Source organism: Bacillus sp. IS1, from assembly GCF_032461585.1.
Lineage (GTDB): Bacteria > Bacillota > Bacilli > Bacillales > Bacillaceae > Bacillus > Bacillus velezensis.
Map to the genome: position 1 here is coordinate 478421 of NZ_JAWCWR010000002.1, position 17206 is coordinate 495626.

19 protein-coding genes and 2 pseudogenes are annotated in these 17206 nt (G+C 46.1%); 13 read left to right on the plus strand and 8 right to left on the minus strand.

Annotation, left to right across the window (positions count from 1 at the left end; translation table 11 throughout):
- Nucleotides 1-131: 131 nt before the first annotated feature.
- The 9 genes and pseudogenes from RUW00_RS10520 (at nucleotide 132) to RUW00_RS10560 (ending at nucleotide 6319) form a co-directional block, all read left to right on the plus strand.
- Complete coding sequence (locus tag RUW00_RS10520) at nucleotides 132-1457, plus strand: UDP-glucose dehydrogenase family protein (protein WP_061860939.1); 1326 nt, start codon at nucleotides 132-134, stop codon at nucleotides 1455-1457.
- Nucleotides 1458-1520: 63 nt separating this feature from the next.
- Nucleotides 1521-2309, plus strand: a complete 789-nt coding sequence (locus RUW00_RS10525) for a YwqG family protein (RefSeq protein ID WP_061860938.1) — start codon at nucleotides 1521-1523, stop codon at nucleotides 2307-2309.
- A 279-nt stretch (nucleotides 2310-2588) separates the two neighbouring features.
- A complete protein-coding gene (locus tag RUW00_RS10530; RefSeq protein ID WP_007407544.1) occupies nucleotides 2589-3023 on the plus strand; it encodes a coiled-coil domain-containing protein in 435 nt (144 codons plus the stop codon).
- Nucleotides 3023-3283 (plus strand): YwqI/YxiC family protein, encoded by a 261-nt coding sequence (locus RUW00_RS10535; protein ID WP_007614257.1) that lies wholly within the window; start codon nucleotides 3023-3025, stop codon nucleotides 3281-3283. Before RUW00_RS10530 ends, RUW00_RS10535 begins: the two co-directional genes overlap by 1 nt.
- Before the next feature lie 19 nt (nucleotides 3284-3302).
- Nucleotides 3303-5168, plus strand: coding sequence for a ribonuclease YeeF family protein (locus RUW00_RS10540; RefSeq protein ID WP_280144681.1), 1866 nt, complete (start codon nucleotides 3303-3305; stop codon nucleotides 5166-5168).
- 12 nt (nucleotides 5169-5180) lie between these two features.
- The gene (locus RUW00_RS10545; protein ID WP_017418767.1) at nucleotides 5181-5534 is read left to right on the plus strand and encodes a hypothetical protein; all 354 of its coding nucleotides are present in this window, start codon (nucleotides 5181-5183) and stop codon (nucleotides 5532-5534) included.
- Nucleotides 5535-5663: 129 nt separating this feature from the next.
- A pseudogene (locus tag RUW00_RS10550) lies at nucleotides 5664-5957 on the plus strand (endonuclease V); the annotation flags it as partial.
- A pseudogene (locus RUW00_RS10555) lies at nucleotides 5946-6104 on the plus strand (flavodoxin family protein); the annotation flags it as partial. The pseudogenes RUW00_RS10550 and RUW00_RS10555, both read left to right, overlap by 12 nt.
- The gene (locus tag RUW00_RS10560) at nucleotides 6101-6319 is read left to right on the plus strand and encodes a hypothetical protein (protein ID WP_017418770.1); all 219 of its coding nucleotides are present in this window, start codon (nucleotides 6101-6103) and stop codon (nucleotides 6317-6319) included. The pseudogene RUW00_RS10555 and the gene RUW00_RS10560, both read left to right, overlap by 4 nt.
- A 26-nt stretch (nucleotides 6320-6345) precedes the next feature.
- On the opposite strand, the gene chrA is transcribed toward RUW00_RS10560, so the two are convergent.
- The 3 genes from chrA to chrS are packed head-to-tail and all read right to left on the minus strand — an operon-like array spanning nucleotide 6346 to nucleotide 7959.
- Entirely contained in the window at nucleotides 6346-6882 is a 537-nt protein-coding gene (gene chrA / locus RUW00_RS10565) for a chromate resistance efflux protein ChrA (protein ID WP_021494837.1), read from the minus strand.
- Nucleotides 6879-7469 carry a chromate efflux transporter subunit ChrB gene (gene chrB / locus RUW00_RS10570; RefSeq protein WP_280144680.1) on the minus strand — a complete coding sequence of 197 codons (591 nt, stop codon included), beginning with the start codon at nucleotides 7467-7469 and terminating at the stop codon, nucleotides 6879-6881. The genes chrA and chrB overlap by 4 nt, the downstream gene beginning before the upstream one ends.
- Nucleotides 7470-7482: 13 nt before the next feature.
- A complete protein-coding gene (chrS, locus tag RUW00_RS10575) occupies nucleotides 7483-7959 on the minus strand; it encodes a chromate efflux transcriptional regulator ChrS (RefSeq protein ID WP_007407537.1) in 477 nt (158 codons plus the stop codon).
- Nucleotides 7960-8166: 207 nt separating this feature from the next.
- On the opposite strand from chrS, the gene ggt reads away from it, so the two are divergent.
- Complete coding sequence (gene ggt / locus RUW00_RS10580; RefSeq protein WP_315956611.1) at nucleotides 8167-9744, plus strand: gamma-glutamyltransferase; 1578 nt, start codon at nucleotides 8167-8169, stop codon at nucleotides 9742-9744.
- Nucleotides 9745-9751: 7 nt separating this feature from the next.
- Here ggt and RUW00_RS10585 read toward each other — a convergent pair whose 3' ends face one another.
- The 3 genes from RUW00_RS10585 to RUW00_RS10595 all read right to left on the minus strand — a co-directional run bounded on the left by RUW00_RS10585 (nucleotide 9752) and on the right by RUW00_RS10595 (nucleotide 11604).
- Nucleotides 9752-10096: a DUF4181 domain-containing protein gene (locus RUW00_RS10585; RefSeq protein ID WP_014419052.1), complete on the minus strand. Its 345-nt coding sequence runs from the start codon at nucleotides 10094-10096 to the stop codon at nucleotides 9752-9754.
- Between the two features lie 164 nt (nucleotides 10097-10260).
- Complete coding sequence (locus tag RUW00_RS10590; RefSeq protein ID WP_280144678.1) at nucleotides 10261-10881, minus strand: flavin reductase family protein; 621 nt, start codon at nucleotides 10879-10881, stop codon at nucleotides 10261-10263.
- A gap of 156 nt (nucleotides 10882-11037) precedes the next feature.
- On the minus strand, nucleotides 11038-11604 hold the full coding sequence (locus RUW00_RS10595; protein ID WP_280144677.1) for a CotG/ExsB N-terminal domain-containing protein: 567 nt from the start codon (nucleotides 11602-11604) through the stop codon (nucleotides 11038-11040).
- A 140-nt stretch (nucleotides 11605-11744) separates the two neighbouring features.
- On the opposite strand from RUW00_RS10595, the gene RUW00_RS10600 reads away from it, so the two are divergent.
- From RUW00_RS10600 to RUW00_RS10610, 3 genes are all read left to right on the plus strand, one after another.
- Entirely contained in the window at nucleotides 11745-12839 is a 1095-nt protein-coding gene (locus RUW00_RS10600; protein ID WP_095060229.1) for a CotH kinase family protein, read from the plus strand.
- A 122-nt stretch (nucleotides 12840-12961) separates the two neighbouring features.
- Nucleotides 12962-13855, plus strand: coding sequence for a spore coat protein (locus RUW00_RS10605; RefSeq protein WP_209387664.1), 894 nt, complete (start codon nucleotides 12962-12964; stop codon nucleotides 13853-13855).
- Nucleotides 13856-13896: 41 nt separating this feature from the next.
- The gene (locus RUW00_RS10610; RefSeq protein ID WP_007407530.1) at nucleotides 13897-14571 is read left to right on the plus strand and encodes a hypothetical protein; all 675 of its coding nucleotides are present in this window, start codon (nucleotides 13897-13899) and stop codon (nucleotides 14569-14571) included.
- Nucleotides 14572-14618: 47 nt separating this feature from the next.
- Here the strand turns inward: RUW00_RS10610 and RUW00_RS10615 are convergent, their stop codons facing one another.
- Both RUW00_RS10615 and alsR read right to left on the minus strand, forming a co-directional pair.
- The gene (locus tag RUW00_RS10615; RefSeq protein WP_012118610.1) at nucleotides 14619-15950 is read right to left on the minus strand and encodes an arsenic transporter; all 1332 of its coding nucleotides are present in this window, start codon (nucleotides 15948-15950) and stop codon (nucleotides 14619-14621) included.
- A 195-nt stretch (nucleotides 15951-16145) separates the two neighbouring features.
- A complete protein-coding gene (gene alsR, locus RUW00_RS10620) occupies nucleotides 16146-17054 on the minus strand; it encodes an acetoin biosynthesis transcriptional regulator AlsR (RefSeq protein ID WP_007407528.1) in 909 nt (302 codons plus the stop codon).
- Between the last annotated feature and the right edge of the window lie 152 nt (nucleotides 17055-17206).

Sequence of the window (17206 nt, forward strand, 5' to 3'; positions counted from 1 at the left end):
GCTATTATCAGCGGCCGGCGCCGTTTTTTCCTATCATGACCTCAGGCTTCCGGCATTCCGCCGGCGCCGGGATCATATGATAATAACGGTAAGCTGCCCAGCAGCAATTTCTAAACGGTTGGGGGAACACGATGAAAATAACAGTGATCGGAACAGGCTACGTCGGTCTTGTGACAGGAGTGTCTCTTTCAGAAATCGGCCATGACGTAACATGCATAGATATTGACGAACGTAAGGTTGAGCAGATGAGAAAGGGGTTGTCCCCTATCTTTGAACCGGGCCTTGAAGATATGATGAAACGAAATATCGGCCGGCATCGGCTGGCATTTGAAACGAGCTACGAAAAAGGGCTTGCGGAAGCGGACGTTATTTTTATAGCGGTCGGAACGCCGCAAAAAGAAGACGGGCACGCAAACCTTACTTATATTGAAAATGTCGCCGAACGGATTGCCGAACATATTTCTAAAGATGCGATCGTTGTGACAAAAAGCACGGTTCCCGTGGGAACGAATGACAGGATCAGCGAAGTTATTCATTCACGGCTGAAAGCGGACGTGAACATTTCAATCGCCTCGAATCCGGAATTTCTCCGTGAAGGTTCGGCGATTCACGATACCTTTCACGGCGACCGCATCGTGATCGGGGCTGAAGACCGGCAGACGCGGGAAACGCTTGACCGGGTTTTCGCGCCGCTTGCGATTCCGGTATATCATACGGACATCAGAAGCGCTGAGATGATCAAATATGCGTCAAACGCATTTTTAGCGGCAAAAATCAGTTTTATTAATGAAATTTCTCATATATGTGAAAAAGTCGGTGCGGATGTGGAATCAGTCGCACACGGAATGGGATTGGATAAACGGATAGGCAATCAATTCTTAAGAGCCGGCATCGGTTACGGCGGTTCCTGCTTTCCGAAGGATACAAACGCCCTCGTGCAGATCGCGGGACATGTGGAGCATGATTTTGAATTGCTGAAGTCCGTCATTAAAGTCAACAATAACCAGCAGTCCATGCTGGTTGATAAAGTGCTGAACAGGCTCGGCGGTGTGACGGGGAAAACCATCGCATTATTAGGGCTGTCTTTTAAGCCGAATACAGATGATATGCGGGACGCGCCGTCCATTGTCATTGCGGATCGTCTGGCGGCTCTTGACGCCCGGATGACAGCGTACGATCCGATCGCTTCATTCCGGGCTTCCGGACTGCTTCCGGCTGCGGTTTCCTATCGGGAGTCCATAGAAGAAGCCGTCAGGGGAGCGGATGCCGTCCTGATTCTGACAGATTGGGAACAAATTAAACACTTCCCGCTTGAAGCGTACAAAGAGCTGATGGAAACCCCGGTTATTTTCGACGGGAGAAACTGCCACTCGCTTGAGGAAGCGGAACAGGCGGGCGTGGAATATATCTCAATCGGAAGAAGAGCCGTCGTGCCTCAGACTGATTCTGTCACTTGAAAGGCCGGCGGACCGCGCCGGCCTTTTATCATACAATCATTAGAGACGAAGGGGATATTTATCGTGGAAAAAACATGGAAATTGCCGAAGCAAATGGAATCATCCCGCGGTCTGCTGGAAACGTCAGCACGGCCCTTTATCAAACTGCACGTCAAAAAAGCTGAAACGGGTCGGTATGACAGTAAAATTGCCGGAGACCCCTATTTTCCGAAACATGAACCATATCCTGAAGATGAAAGCGGCAGGCCGATGAAGCTTCTCGCTCAAATCAATTTTGCGGATATGCCCGGACTTCCTGATTTTCCGGACACCGGCATTCTTCAGTTTTACATATCGGTCAGTGATGACGTATACGGTTTGAATTTTGACGACGGGTGCGCGCAAACGGGTTTCTGCGTCAAATATTTTGAACATGTGACAGCAGAAGAAGCGGAGCTCATGGATGATTTTTCTTTCGTTCAGGTTGAAGAGGAGTACGATTTTCCGATTCAATCCGAAGCGCTGATCACCCCTGAGCTGTCTGCTGAATGGGTGCTCCCGTCTGATTTTCAATTCGGGCGGTATGCCGGGATGGATGCCTTTGACTATTTCGAGCAGTTTGACGATGAGGTGTATGACGAATATACGGCGAACGCATTCGGCCATAAAATCGGCGGCTATGCGTCCTTCACCCAGGAAGATCCGCGGTCTTACTCCCATCAAAACCATACGATTCTGCTTTTGCAAATTGATTCAGATGATGACATTGATTCGATGTGGGGAGATGTGGGAATCGCCAATTTCTTTATCAGACCGGAAGATTTGAAGAAAAAAGATTTCTCAAACGTTTTGTACAACTGGGACTGCAGTTAACGACAGTATGATGATCATGATACAAGGCAAAGGAGACGGTTCATCACTGTCTCCTTTTTTTAGGGAATTTATCATGGATACATAGAGGAGATCAATGAATGGATATGCCGTTTATGTGAGTCTTTTGGCGTTAATGATGAGCATCTCGGCTGCTGAAAATAAGTCATTTAACCTATTTAAGCTGCTTTCTGTCTATTTTAAAATATAATATATGGAAATATAGTATGGAAAAGTCTGTGCTTTTTGTACGACTTTTTGCGTAAGACGAGGTGAAAACAGATGAGCCATTCAAGCACATTAAGCCATATTAACAGCACGATCAGCCATAAACTGGGCGAGGTTGAACACCAAATTGATAAATTAAAAGAAGCGAAAAGAGAGATAGAATCTCTGCAGGAAGAGGGCGTATCTGAAATCAGAGACATCCTCAGGCCGCACCTGGACCATCATTGGACCGGCACTTTTGCTGAAGAATTTGATGACCGGCGCGATCAGGCCCATACAGAAGCATACAGAATCGTCACAGACAAATACGACGGTTATATTTACCGAATCGGCTTAAAGATGACACAGCTTGAAATTGAAAAAGGAGGGCTCCTTGCCGCCAGAAGCATCGCGAGAGAGGCAGAGCACCTGCTGACGCTGGGAGAAGAAGCCCTTGACACGGTCGGAGAAAAAATACAATCAATCAAAAGAAGCTGGAGTTGGTTTTAATGGCAGAAATAAAACTCAAATACGGAGCCGTCATGAAGCAGCTTGAATCCGTCAGCAGCGCTTTGGAGGCCGTTTCGATCGGGAACGCCGGTTCAAACGGAAAAAACAAGCTCGACTATACCTCCAAGTACCAATCCCGCGAGGCAAAGCTTGTATCAATGATCAGCGAATACAAGCAGGCCGTTCATAAGAATATCGCGGACGTTAAAGACAACGTAGATTCTTTGAAAGAACAGGACGAGGCGATCGCCGTAAAATAACGAAAGAAAGGACTTGCCGATGAGCAAAGTGTTTGAATCACAATCGTTAACGGACGAAGCAGATAAGAGAAGGAAACAATACGAAGCCCTTGAAGAGCAGCTGCGTGCGCTCAAACAAGCCTTTCAAGGCGTGGCCGATCTGGGCGATGCTTTGAAAGGGAAAGGCGCAGACAATATAAAAGATTTTTTTCAGGGACAAGCGGAAATCGCCGACAGCTGGCTGACGCTTGTCTCTGCTCAAATTGCGTTTTTAAATGGCATTTCAGGTGACATTAAAGATCAAGAACTCAGCGATACATATGTGGAGACTTCATTTTTGGAGCATGAGCTGCCCAATGCGGATTTGAAAGCTTCAGAGATTGTCTCCGCTCATAAAGCAGAAATCGATTCAATTTTGTCAGGCATCAGCGATATTATTCATCTCGACACATATACGCTGGATGATTACGCTGATAAAATGGGCGATGCCCAGAAAACCAGACGCGACACGATCACGGCAGTCGATACGCTTGATGAATCCCTGACCGCTGAATATCAAAACTTAGAATCTCTGGACAACGCAGTGCTCAGCAAGTATTCCGTTCTCATGCAGGCCACCAGCAACGGGAAAAGCGCATCCCCTATGTACTATGACAAAAAAGCTTTCCACAGCAATGAAATCTACAAAAGCGTCATGGCGACAGAAAAACAGGGAACGGGCTATATTGACGCAAAAGCCCAGCAGGCCGAAGCAAGACGGCTTCAGGAAAAGGCTGAAGAAGAAGCCAATAAACCATGGTACGAAAAAACATGGGACGGCATCTGCAACTTTACCGGCGAAGTCACCGGCTATTATGATTATAAAAGAGCAGCCGAAGGCGTTGATCCGGTGACCGGCGAAAAACTCTCCACCGCAGAACGCGTCACAGCAGGAGCGATGGCCGCCGCCGGATTCATACCGGTCGTCGGCTGGGCGGGCCGCGCTTTCAAAGGCGGAAAAGCCATTTACAAAACCGGAAAAACCGTCATTGCCGCAGAACATGCTTTAGATGCCTATAAAACCGGAAAATCCTTAGACATTCTCAAAATGACAGAAATGGGCGCATACGGCCTTGTTGCCTCAAACGGATTCTCCGAAGCCGTCACAGGCCGTGATATGTTCGGAAACAAAGTGTCTGAGGAGAAGCGGAAGCAAGGGGCGCTGGAAGCTGCGCTGAGTTTGGTTGGTGCCGGGGCGCTGGCGAAGCATGTAAACAAAGGCATACCGCTTGCAACCCATTCAAAAGTTCAAAAAGCTAACAAGACACTAGAAAAAGTTAAACAATTCAAAGTCCCGACCAACGTCCGCGTGTATGCAGAACGCCCTGTAACTCCGGATGGCTTCACGTTCGGAATTCCGACAGTTCGTGTAGATGTGGAAAAGACGGCTGTTAAAGAACTTGGGATTGTGAAGATGGTTAGTGATGGCGTCCGTAAGGGAAAATCTCATAGTCCTAACATTTCTAAAAATCACGATAAAGTAGCGCATGATGGATATTATGGTCGTAAAGAATTTAGAACGATGCTTAATAATGCTTCGTTTACTCCGCATGGACATAAACATGTTAAGGCTAAAACACTTGAAGAAGCAAAACGTTTTAGTGTGACAGGTAAAAAAGCTGCTCAGTACTTACCAAATGTGAATAACAAAGCTTTAGAGAAAGAGGCACTTCTAAAAGGTCATATTATTGATAATGGAAATAACAACTATTATTTTATTTATGATGCAGGAAAAACAGTCGGTTATGATCTAGGTACACCAACAAGCTGGATTAGAGCAGAGTTTTCTGGTGGTGAATATCATGGTCATCCGATTGCTGGCAGTCGATTGGATAAGTATTTAAAACAACTTGGTATTGATAAGTAATAGGAGGCTTTTATGAGAAAGATAAAAAAAATGCCAGAAGTAAGTTTACAATCCTTAAGGATTCCAAAAGGGTGGACCATAAATCAAAACAGTTTTAGAGAAATTGATCCGAAAAATCTAGATCCAGACGATGAAAAGTGGTTATTTTTTTCACAAGATTTATTGCAATTAACATACTCTCGTAAAAATTATTTACTTGATTTAGGGTGGTATCCAGATGCGGATGCTAATGGATTTTATCAACTAGTTTTGATACAAAATGAGGATTGGGATCAACCTGTGTATGAATTTCAGTCAAATAGCCATATTGAAATAGTTGAAAATATAGAATCTTTATTAAACAAAGTTACGAATAATGAAATGTAGTTAAACATTCATTTAAACTATTAAAAAAAGCTTGCAGGGCCTGAAGTTGCAAGTTTTCAAACTAGAATTTTTAAAGTGGAAATAAATACAAAAAAGGCACTAGTTAACAAGAGGTAGGATTGATTTTAGATGCATGTTAAACAAATACATCTTTTCAAACTAAGCAAAGAAGATTTTGTTCAAACACAACAATCCCTTAAACATAAAATTAACCTATCTCATTCCATCACCCCAGACTCCGTCAACACCTGCGCAGGCGTCGACCTCGCTTATTGGGATCAGGACGGGGAACCGTACGGCGTATGCAGTATCATCGTGATTGAAGCTGATACAAAAGAAGTGATTGAAAAAGTGCACAGCATGGGGAAAATCAGCATGCCGTATGTTTCCGGTTTTCTTGCGTTTCGCGAGCTGCCGCTGATTCAGCAATTTGAACATATTTTTCATTTTATGGGGATGTCCTTTAAAGGCTATGTGCTGGGAGAAGGCAATCGTCCCGGTGATATTCTTCATGATCATCAGGCGCTGAGCGCGGCGAGCAGCTTATTGAAAAGAAGTGATGCTCTATGAAGCTGCTGCTGGTTATCTCTGGTATGTTGATTCTCGCACTCTTTTTAGCTTGGAAAGCGCCGACTTCTGTTTGGATACAGGCTGAAACCAATTCGCCTCAGGTTCAGCAATTTGTGAGAATGGCAGGCGCAACGCTGCAAGTCAAGCAAATCATCAAGAGTGATGCAGGCGAAGAAACAGTTGTCATATCAAATGGTATTTCTGGGCCAAAATAAAAAAGCACCTGTCCAGGTGCTTTTCTTTATAAATGAGGAACCACAAGACCTCCATACAAAAACGCCGCGATAATCAGGAAGGCCGGATGCATCTTGAATTTTGTCAAGGCAAGAAGGGAAATCCCCGCAATCACTATCGCTTGAACCCAGCCGATCGCTTTGATGCCGTCTGCGCCGATTTGCCAGGTAAGAATGAGCATCATGACGGCGATGACAGGCTGGACGGACAGCGTCATACCTTTGATGACGGGAGATTGGCGGAAGCGCTGAATGATGCGCAAGAGGACGATCAATGCGAGCGCCGACGGTACGACGGTGGCGATCAGCGCAATCAGGAACCCGGGCCACCCGCCTGCGCTGTAGCCGACATACGCCGCGATTTTGGTTGCGATCGGGCCCGGCAATGCGTTCGCAAGTGCGAGCATATTTGAGAATTGATCGTTTGAGAGCCAGCTGTATCTGTTGACGACTTCTTCAAACATCAGCGGGATCGACGCCGGTCCGCCTCCATATCCGAGTACGTTTGCGACAAAAAACGCCATAAATATATAAATCATGATCATGAGGCCGACATTCCTTTATCTTTTGAACGTTTATTTGTGATTTTGTCCTTTAATTTAAAATGAAACGCGCCGTACGCCAAGAAAATGATAATGACAAAGCCGGGATTAATCTGCAGCGTTTGCAGGCCGATAAAAGCGATGATAAAAAACAGGATGCCGGTGACCCAGCCGAAACCTTTAAGCGCTTTTTGGCCAAACTCGTACGCCATGATGCCGAGCATGACCGCGATTACCGGCGTGACGGCGCCAATCATGCCGGCAACAATTGCTGAGTGGCTTAACACATTGACAGCCGCAAACAAGCCTGCCATAGCAAGGCATGTAGGCAGAATGTGGGCGAGGGTTGCCACGATTGCGCCTAACGTGCCTTTTAGCTTGAAGCCCAGATACGCAGCCATTTTTGTGGCAATCGGTCCGGGAAGCGCATTAGCGATCGCTAATATTTCTCCGAATTCATCATCATCTATCCATTTGTATTTATTGACGGCTTCATGGCGGATGAGCGGGATCACCGACGGGCCGCCCCCGAATCCGAGAATGCCCGTTCGGGCCATCGCCGCCGTAATGTCCCAATAGGGATGTTTCATGGCTATGTCCTCCTTACAGCTTCATGCCCGTTCTGCTTTTATACCGTTTAATCAGCATTTGGCAGTCGACGCTGACGACGCCTTTTTGCGTATAGAGCCGTTTTGTCAAAAACTCTTCCATCTCCTGATCATTTGCGAAAATGCCGTGCATATGCAGCTTGCTCGGTCCGGTCATGTGATAAAGGCTTGTCACGGCCGGCTCCTTTTCAAGCTTTAATGCGGTTTCCTCCAAATACTGCGGCTCCACTTCCACATTAAAAAACACGGACACATGACGGCCGATTTTCGCCGGGTTGATGACAGCGGTGAATTTTTCAATCACACCGGCATCCAGTAAATGCTGAATGCGGTGCTGAACCGCCACTCGCGACAGGTTAACCCGCTTTCCTACGTCTGTATAGGAAATCCTCCCTTCCTCGTGCAAAATCGAAAGAATCTGTTTATCCGTTTCATCAAGGACAAGATTCGGAATGCTGTATTCATGTTCCAACCCGCTTCACCTTCCTTCATTTGGTAGACATTATTGTATCATGAAACATTACGGTATGAAGGGAGAATTTTTTTATTGTTTTCGATGCGTAATAACTTAGAATTATTTCTTATCGAAAAGTAAATAGTGTGTGAGATTTTCTTTCAGGAATGTGGATGGCCGCGAAGCCGCTTTTTATACTTGAGAAAATTTGTAAAGGGGCTTGCCATGAATACTTCAACCATCGGAACGAAACAAATGGTCGTCAGTCCGCATTATCTCGCTTCTCAAGCGGGGGCCGGCATTCTGGAAAAGGGCGGAAACGCGTTTGACGCGGCAGTGGCGGTCAGCGCCTGTCTGGCAGTTGTGTATCCGCATATGACGGGTCTTGGCGGGGATTCATTTTGGCTCACTTACCATAAAGAAACGGGACGAATCAAAGCTTATAACGGGAGCGGCCGTTCAGGGAAGCATGTGACGAGAGACTTGTATCGGGGCAGAGAAGCGATCCCTCTGCGCGGGACAGAAAGCGCCATTACCGTTCCGGGAATGGCGGACAGCTGGGATGCCGTGCTTTCGGCGTACGGGCGTCTTTCGCTCGCTGAGGTGCTGAAGCCAGCTCTTGATTATGCGGCAAACGGATTTCCGGTGTCCGCCGACCAGTGCGCCCACACAGAACGCAATCTCGCTCTTTTAGCCTCGATGCCTTACACCTCGGCCATTTTTACGAGAAACAAAAAAGCGCCCATGCCCGGTGAACGGTTTGTCCAGAAGGATCTGGCGGCCAGCTTGGAGCAGCTTGCCGAGAAAGGCAGAAGCGCTTTTTATGAAGGAGACCTCGCTCAACGCATCACATCCTTTCTGCAAAACAACGGCGGCCGTCTGACACTTGATGACTTTAAAGCCCACCGCGGCGAGTGGACGAACCCGGTATCCTCCGATTACCGCGGGTGCAAAATCTATCAGGCTCCGCCGAATTCACAGGGCTTTACAGGCTTAATGACGCTCAATATATTGGAAAACTATGATTTTTCTCAGATCGAACACGGTTCCTTTGACTATTATCATCTGCTGATCGAGGCGCTGAAGAAGAATTTTCAGCACCGGAATGAAGTGCTGACTGATCCGGCATTTTCTCATATTCCGCTGGATCGGCTGCTTGATAAACGGTATGCAAAGCAGCTTGCGGAAGAAATCGGTAACGTGGCTGCGCCGGCGGTAAGCCGGCCGGTCGGAAGCGACACTGCTTATGCCGCCGTCGCCGATGCGGAAGGAAATGCCGTTTCCTTTATTCAGAGCCTCTATTTTGAGTTCGGATCTGCCGTTACAGCGGGGGAGACGGGCATTCTGCTGCAAAACCGCGGGTCATTTTTTTCGCTGGACGAATCCCATATCAATACACTTGAACCCGGCAAGCGGACGTTCCACACCCTCATGCCGGCGATGGCCTGTAAAGAAGGAAGGCCGCACATCCTGTACGGAACCCAGGGAGGAGAAGGCCAGCCGCAAACTCAGACAGCGATGATTACGCGCATCATTGATTACAAAATGGACCCCCAGCAGGCGATCAATGAGCCGCGCTGGGTCTGGGGACGGACATGGGGAGAGGAGTATGAAGGGCTGAGGGTTGAAAGCAGAATCAGCCCTGAAACAAGAGAAGCCCTAAGGCAGAGCGGCCACCGCGTCGAGACCGTTGGTGATTTTGACGGGCTTATGGGTCATGCGGCAGCGATCGTCATTGATGAAGAAGGCTTTCTCCAAGGCGGGGCCGACCCGCGCGGCGACGGAGCGGCCGCAGGAGTATAGAGCTGCGCTAACTGATGAAAAAAATAAGCACGCCAAGCGCGGCAGAAAGACCCGCGTAAAACGAATCGTACACATATTGCTTTTCCTCCCGCCGGTGCCGCCATTCCATTAAGCCGCTGCAGCAAAATAGCATGAAAACAACTCCCGCAAATACGTACATTTCATTGAAAAAATTCACCGCTGCGATGCCCGTAATAAGCAGTGTGATTTCGATTAATCGATGTGTGCCGTTTATCGGCTTCTGCTTTTTAACAGGCTTTGGCAAATTGAGAACTTTGACGGCAAATACTTGAAACATAAGGCTGAGCAAAATAAATACGGCTGAAAAAATCAGTAACTGAGTGAAATCCATCGTCTGCCTCCTAAAAATGTGCCACTCGTTTCATACGGGTGAGGACCTTGTAAGTTTCGGCATTCTACAAGACATTAGGCTGAGTTACATGGTAAAAGGCTCAAAAAGACCCCTTTCGAAAGGGGTCTTTTTGACTAGTTTCTTCTATTATAATGGTTCCTGCTTCAGGTCGGGCGGACAAGCGTATATGTCTTCCCGAGTCTGGCGTATTCATTCCCCGCGAGCCTTGCCGCAGGCTTCAGCTCATCTGTCCGTATGTAGCCTTTATCGGCGTCATATACTTGGTCATTCAAATGAAAACAAACGACTCTGCCGATGATGAGGTCTGTCGTCGTTTCTCCGCTGTCATTTTGGAACGGAAGATGGCGTTCGAGTATACATTCAAACTTGACTTTTGCTTCTTTTATACCGGGAACGCTGATGCAAGCGCTGTCTGTCACAGAAAGGTCTGTCATGCCAAGTTCACTGACATCAGGATCAAGCCTTGCCGCCGTTTTGTTAATGTCTTCAATAATGGATTCATCACTGACGTGCACCACGAATTCCCGATGAGCGAGTGCGTTTCTCGCGGTGTCTTTCTGCCGCCCGTCCGCGCGGCTGACTGAGATGGCCAGAAGCGGCGGTTCCGCGGAGACAACGTTATAGAAACTGAAGGGCGCCGCGTTTACGGCGCCGTTGATGGATGACCGCGTAGTGACAAATGCGATCGGCCGGGGAACGACTGTGCCCGAAAGCAATTTGTAAGTGTCTTTTGCGTTCAGTTCGTCTGCTCGTAAGATATGCATGATTTCGGCCGCCTTTCTTTATCGTATGACCTGATTATACAGAAAGAAAATTCGGAAACACAACAAAAGAAAACCGGCTGCATATCTTATCACGTGGCATATATCTGATTGAGGAAAAAGGCTTCCGTTTAGCCGGCAGCCTATTTACGAATGGTGTTACTTGTAGTTTTTCTTTACAACCCAGATGTTCCCGTCTTTCCAGTACTCTGTTTTGCTGCAGTAATCGTCTTTTTTGCAAGGGTCTTTTTTATGAGGACGATAAGGTTTTTTCTGCGTGCGTTTTTTCTTGCGGCGGCATGATTTTTTGTGGCTGCGAGATTTTTTGTGAGACCGGCATGATTTTTTACGGCTGCGGGATTTTTTGTGAGAGCGGGATTTTTTACGGCTGCGAGATTTTTTGTGAGACCGGCATGATTTTTTACGGCTGCGAGATTTTTTGTGAGAACGGGACTTTTTATGGCTGCGAGATTTTTTGTGAGAACGGGATTTTTTATGGCTGCGAGATCTTTTGTGGGAGCGGCACGATTTTTTATGACTGCGAGATTTTTTGTGAGAACGGGACTTTTTATGACTGCGAGATTTTTTGTGAGAACGAGATTTTTTATGGCTGCGAGATTTTCTCTTCTTACTGCTTTTTGGTTCTTGGTACAAATAATCTTCCAATCCCTCGGTGCTTGCGGACTTTACTGCTTCTTCGATATCAGAATGGGAATAGTGGCCCATTTTGAAACCTCCTCATGATATATGTTTTAAGGATGCGATCCTTACTACCACATAGTACGCATGGATGAAAAAAGTGTATGTGTGATTCGCTGAGTTTTATATAAAAAGCACAGCCTAAATTAATACAGGGAGGGTTACTGATGAAAGACCAATCAACATTGCCTCTATACCAGCTGTTTATTCACCCGAAAGACTTAATGGAGCTGAAAAAAGACATTTGGGATGATGATCCGGTGCCCGCGGTGCTGAGAGTGAATCAAAAACGGCTTGACATTGATCTGGCGTACCGCGGCTCTCATATAAGAGATTTCAAGAAAAAGTCGTATCATATCGCTTTTTATTCGCCGAAAACATTTCGCAAGGCGAAAGAGATACATTTAAACGCCGAATACAAAGATCCGTCGATGATGCGGAATAAGCTGTCTCTCGATTTCTTCGCGGAGCTTGGGACGCTGTCACCAAAGGCGAATTTCGTAACCTTGCAAATCAATGGCAGACATGAGGGGGTGTATCTTGAGCTGGAGTCAGTGGATGAATATTTTCTGGCGAAACGGAATTTGGCGGACGGCGCTGTTTTTTACGCGGTTGATGACGACGCCAATTTCTCCCTCGTCAGTGATCTGGAGCGGGATACGAAAACATCGCTCGAACTTGGTTATGAAAAGAAAACGGGAACGAAAGAAGACGATTTATACTTGCAGGATATGATCTATAAAATTAATACCGTGCCGAAGTCAGAGTTCAAGGGGGAGATCGTCAAACACTTGGACGCCGATAAGTATTTGCGGTGGCTTGCGGGCATCGTGTTTACCTCAAACTACGATGGATTTGTTCATAATTACGCTTTGTACCGGAATCATGAAACGGGACTTTTTGAAGTCATTCCGTGGGATTACGATGCGACATGGGGAAGAGACATTCACGGTGATCGGATGGAGGCCGATTATGTCAGAATACAAGGGTTTAATACCTTGACTGCAAGGCTTCTGGATGAACCGTATTTCCGCAAAGCGTACAAACGGCTTTTGGAAGAGACGCTTCAGACCCGGTTTACCATTGAATATATGAAGCCGAAGGTCATGTCACTGTATGAGCAGATCAGGCCGCATGTCGCGAAGGACCCATATAAGAAAGAGGAGATTGATTGCTTTGACCGGGAGCCTGAAGTGATTTGCGAGTACATTAAGGAGCGGTCCGCCTTCATCAGCAGTGAGTTAGAGCGGTGGAATATCTGATTTGGAAATGAAGAAAGATTTTTTACAAATAGGCTGGTGAATCAGTTCCCGAAAATAATCGTGATACGTATATATGCATTATGCTTTTTACATTATGAGAAAAATGACTAGGAGGACAATAGATGAAACGCAATACGAAGCGGCAGCGGTCTGATGACAACTTTTTGCATGCGATGGAAGGAAAAGTGATTACTGTCTACCGGGGAGGCCCGGAGTCCAAGACAGGGAGATTAGCAGACATTCAATCGGATTATATCGCTCTTCAGGTTGATAATAAAATCGTTTATTATCAATGGAAACACGTGAAAAGTGTGACGGAAAATACGAGTGAAACCGTATCGCCGGCCGAAGCGGCAGAATGTGAAAAAGCTGATGATTTTCAAGACCTGATCAGCCGGATGACCAATCGCACGGTGCAATTGAATCAGGGAGGTCCGGAATCGAAAAGAGGAAAGCTTCACGAAACAGGGGATGATTTTCTCGTGCTGGAAACGGAAGATGACGGAATCGTATATTTTAACGCCGACCATGTCAAAAGCATCAGCGCGGAACAAGAAGAAGACGGCCAAGAGGAGGAGCGCCCGGAATTTGAAATGGCTGATGATTTTCACGGCATATTTAAACGCCTGATCCACAAATGGGTATCCATCAACCGCGGAGGTCCTGAAGCCGTTGAAGGTATACTTGTGGATAATTCCGACGGCCACTACACTCTTGTGAAAGATAAAGAAGTGCTGCGGATTTATCCTTTTCATATCAAGAGCATCAGCGAAGGGGCAAAAGGCGCAGCTAAAAAAGAGGAGAATAAAGACGACGAGAATAAAGGTGAGAAAGAGAGCACCGAAGAAGAAAAGCAGCATGAAGAAGAATCACGCGAAGAGAAGCGTACTTCCTCTAAAAAGTCGAAAAGATCATCAAGATCCGTTCGATCCTCAAAACGGGAAAAAGAGGTCTCTTATAGCTACGCCACTGTATTAAGGACAATAGATTACCGGTGGAAACGCGGCCGTAAATGATTGGAAAGATTGTCCGTAAACGCGGGAGAGGGGGGAATGAAATGGCTGGATTAAGCAGATTTCTGGATAAACAAGTCGATATTGAGATATCGGGGAATACGACATTTTCAGGAACTCTTTTGGATATCGGTCAGGATATCATTGTGATTCATGACGGCCGGACGTTTCTTTATATTCCGCTGCTGCATCTTCAGCGGATGACATTGACGCTCCCGGACGAAGAGAATAAAGAACCGTACGCAAGAAAAAAAAGTCCGCATCCCGAAAAACAGGAACATTCATTTTCTTACCGGAATACCCTCCAGCATATAAAAGGCAGATTCACAGAAATATTTGTTACGGGAGACCGTTCTATTCATGGGTATGTGACAAGTGTTTTAAATGATTATTTTGTTTTCTTCTCTCCGGTTTATAAGACTCTTTTCATCTCGATGCATCATTTGAAATGGCTGACACCCTATTCCGATGAGCAGACGCCGTATACATTAAACAGTTCAGAGCTGCCGGTTGTTCCCGCTAATGTGCCCCTGGTCCGGAATTTTGAGGAGCAATTAAAAAGATATATCGGGAAGCTGATTATTCTGGATTTAGGAGATATACCGAATAAAGTGGGGCTGTTGCAGGATGTCTCAGATAATATTCTTGAATTGACCAATGCAGACGGCGATACTGTTTTTTGGAAATTGAATCATTTAAAGACCATGCACCTGCCATAAATGATAAAACTGCCTCTCTTATACAGCAGGCAGTTTTTTTATGGGAGCTAAAGGTAAATCCAACTGATCCAAACATATAAAACGGTAATGGTAAACACGACGGTGAGAGGGACAACGATAATGGTCGTTTTGATATATTCTGACCAAGAAACTTTTTCGCCGTGCTGTCTGATGATATGCATCCAGATCAGCGTGGCTAATGTCCCGATCGGCAGAAGCAATGATCCGATATCACTGCCGATAATATTAGCCAGATAAATGATTTTTACGGTTAATGGGTCGATGGACATTTCAGTTAATGTCAAAGTGCTGATCATTAAGGCGGGATGGTTATTGAACAAATTAGAGAGGACGGATGTAGCAATGCCCATAATAGATGCAGCGTGGGCAATGCTTTGTGAGACATAAGGTTCAATAGACTGAACAAGCAGCGCCGTCAGTCCGATATTATGCAGTCCGTAGATGATAATGTACATCGTGAAGGCAAAAATAAAGATATGCCAAGGCGCTTTCCTTAATAAGTCTGCCGGTCCGATTTTTAAATAAAACCATCTCCAGCCAAGCAGGATGACTGAACTGATGACAGCCACGAGCGAAACGGATATGCCGTTGTAAGAAGCTGCAAACAGACTGATCCGGACGAACAATACAAATGCCAAAACACAAAACATGATGTTCGTACGGCTGTTTTGGGTCGGGTCTGGCGGAGGCTGAAGCGGATGATATCGTTTGTGTTCCAGCGAGTCAAAATGAACCGGAATATCGGGGAGCTGTTTCGGCAAACGGCGGTAAAAAACGGCAAACAGCAGAAAGGCCATAAACACCAGTCCCAGCGTGCCGGGGATAAACATCATATTGGTGTACAAATAAAGGTCCATGCCTATCATTTTGAGAGAAATTAAATTGACGATATTACTGACGCCGATCGGGGTGCTTGCCGCCGTCGCAATTAATACGCCGCTTATTAAATACGGTGTTTTCTGATGTCTTTTAAGTCCGAGATATTGTAAGACCAATAGTAAAATAGGAGTGGTGATTAAGACGCTGCCGTCATTATTCAGAAAGAGCGTCATTGAAAAACAGAGCAGGTTGGTCAGCCAAAAAAGCCGGATGCCCGATCCCTTGGCGCGGTGAAGCAGTTTGGCCGCCGCCCAGTTAAAAAAACCGAAGCTTTCCAGCGCGATCGCCATAATCATTGTGGAGATAATGGTGATTGATGCTCCGGTGACTTTTGACCCTATATCCCCCAAATCATGAAAGGAAACGGTTCCGCATAACAAAACGAGAATGGCGCCCAGCGACGCCGGAACGGCTTCATTTAATCCCCCGGGTCTCCAAAATATAAAAATAATGGTCACAAAGAAAGAAATCAGGGTCAAAATGACGGTAATATGTGTAATGTGTTCTGCCTCCTTTTAGATGGGTCATTGCCGCCCCGTTATTTTTATCCCTCCTGATCAGTTGTACTGTATGTATACGGGTACAGGTCGTAAGGTGTACTGAGCGTTTCTACCAATTTAGTAAAATTCCATAAAAGCACAAAAAAAAGAGGCTGCTTTCGGCGGCCCTCTTTTTTATGCATTTTCCTTATCCGCCTGCAATAAAGCCTGACGTTTATTCATAATATCCAGAAAATGTTTCAGAATCGGGTTTTGATTATCCTTGCGGTAGGCAATGACCCATTCGGCAGTGAGCTGCACCTGATTAATGCCGCGGTAGGCGACTTCGAGATTAAACAGCTTTTTAGCAGAAGAAGGCACGAAGGTTACGCCGATACCGGCACTAACCAATCCGATCACCATTTGATACTCCGTCGCTTCCTGAACGATTTTCGGTTTGAAGCCCGCCTGCTCGCAGTAGTTTACAAACTCTAGGTATAAAGTCGGCCATGTTTCTTTCGACAGTGTGATAATCGGTTCATTTTTTAAATCCTGAATGTCGATTGTCTGTTTAGCGGTAAGCGGGTGCTGCTTCGGCAAAGCCAGAATGCACGGACTGCTCTGCACCTTTTCCATATGTAACGCGGAATGCTGTAAAGGCGGATGAAGGATGCCGATATCAATGTTCCCCTTCAGAAGTTCTTCCTGCTGTCTGAAAGAAGAAATTTCACGCAGATCAAGCTTGACGGAGGGGAATTTTTCGCGGAATTCCCGAATGATCGGCGGCAGAAATTCATATGTGGCCGAGCCGACAAAACCGACGACAAGGCGGCCGAGCTCTCCCCGCGCCGTTCTCTGCGCCATTTCAATCGCTTTGTCTATTTCTTCGATCGCGTTTCTGCTGTGTTTTAAAAAACTTTCTCCGGCAGCTGAAAGCTCTACAACCCGTTTCGTGCGCTTTAATAAGGTCACGCCGACTTCCTTCTCAAGCTGTTTGATCTGCTGGCTGAGAGGCGGCTGTGTCATATTTAACCGAAGCGCAGCTTTGCCGAAATGAAGTTCTTCGGCAACGGCAATAAAGTATTGAAGATGGCGAAGCTCCATCCTTATCCATTCCTTTCTCTTTGTTAATTATTCGTGAAACATATTAATCATACGGCGAATTGATATTGGAGGTCAATTTCCAAAGAGTGTATAGTGAATAATATCACAAATTACTTAAAATTTTATATTTAATATGCATAATAAGGAGTGAG

Bases quoted from the DNA above. Each gene is read 5' to 3' on its own strand.
- RUW00_RS10520 (WP_061860939.1), top strand. From the start codon at position 132: ATGAAAATAACAGTGATCGGAACAGGCTACGTCGGTCTTGTGACAGGA.
- RUW00_RS10530 (WP_007407544.1), top strand. From the start codon at position 2,589: ATGAGCCATTCAAGCACATTAAGCCATATTAACAGCACGATCAGCCAT.
- RUW00_RS10535 (WP_007614257.1), top strand. From the start codon at position 3,023: ATGGCAGAAATAAAACTCAAATACGGAGCCGTCATGAAGCAGCTTGAA.
- RUW00_RS10540 (WP_280144681.1), top strand. From the start codon at position 3,303: ATGAGCAAAGTGTTTGAATCACAATCGTTAACGGACGAAGCAGATAAG.
- RUW00_RS10545 (WP_017418767.1), top strand. From the start codon at position 5,181: ATGAGAAAGATAAAAAAAATGCCAGAAGTAAGTTTACAATCCTTAAGG.
- RUW00_RS10560 (WP_017418770.1), top strand. From the start codon at position 6,101: ATGAAGCTGCTGCTGGTTATCTCTGGTATGTTGATTCTCGCACTCTTT.
- chrA (WP_021494837.1), bottom strand. From the start codon at position 6,882: ATGATCATGATTTATATATTTATGGCGTTTTTTGTCGCAAACGTACTC.
- chrB (WP_280144680.1), bottom strand. From the start codon at position 7,469: ATGAAACATCCCTATTGGGACATTACGGCGGCGATGGCCCGAACGGGC.
- ggt (WP_315956611.1), top strand. From the start codon at position 8,167: ATGAATACTTCAACCATCGGAACGAAACAAATGGTCGTCAGTCCGCAT.
- RUW00_RS10585 (WP_014419052.1), bottom strand. From the start codon at position 10,096: ATGGATTTCACTCAGTTACTGATTTTTTCAGCCGTATTTATTTTGCTC.
- RUW00_RS10590 (WP_280144678.1), bottom strand. From the start codon at position 10,881: ATGCATATCTTACGAGCAGACGAACTGAACGCAAAAGACACTTACAAA.
- RUW00_RS10595 (WP_280144677.1), bottom strand. From the start codon at position 11,604: ATGGGCCACTATTCCCATTCTGATATCGAAGAAGCAGTAAAGTCCGCA.
- RUW00_RS10600 (WP_095060229.1), top strand. From the start codon at position 11,745: ATGAAAGACCAATCAACATTGCCTCTATACCAGCTGTTTATTCACCCG.
- RUW00_RS10605 (WP_209387664.1), top strand. From the start codon at position 12,962: ATGAAACGCAATACGAAGCGGCAGCGGTCTGATGACAACTTTTTGCAT.
- RUW00_RS10610 (WP_007407530.1), top strand. From the start codon at position 13,897: ATGGCTGGATTAAGCAGATTTCTGGATAAACAAGTCGATATTGAGATA.
- alsR (WP_007407528.1), bottom strand. From the start codon at position 17,054: ATGGAGCTTCGCCATCTTCAATACTTTATTGCCGTTGCCGAAGAACTT.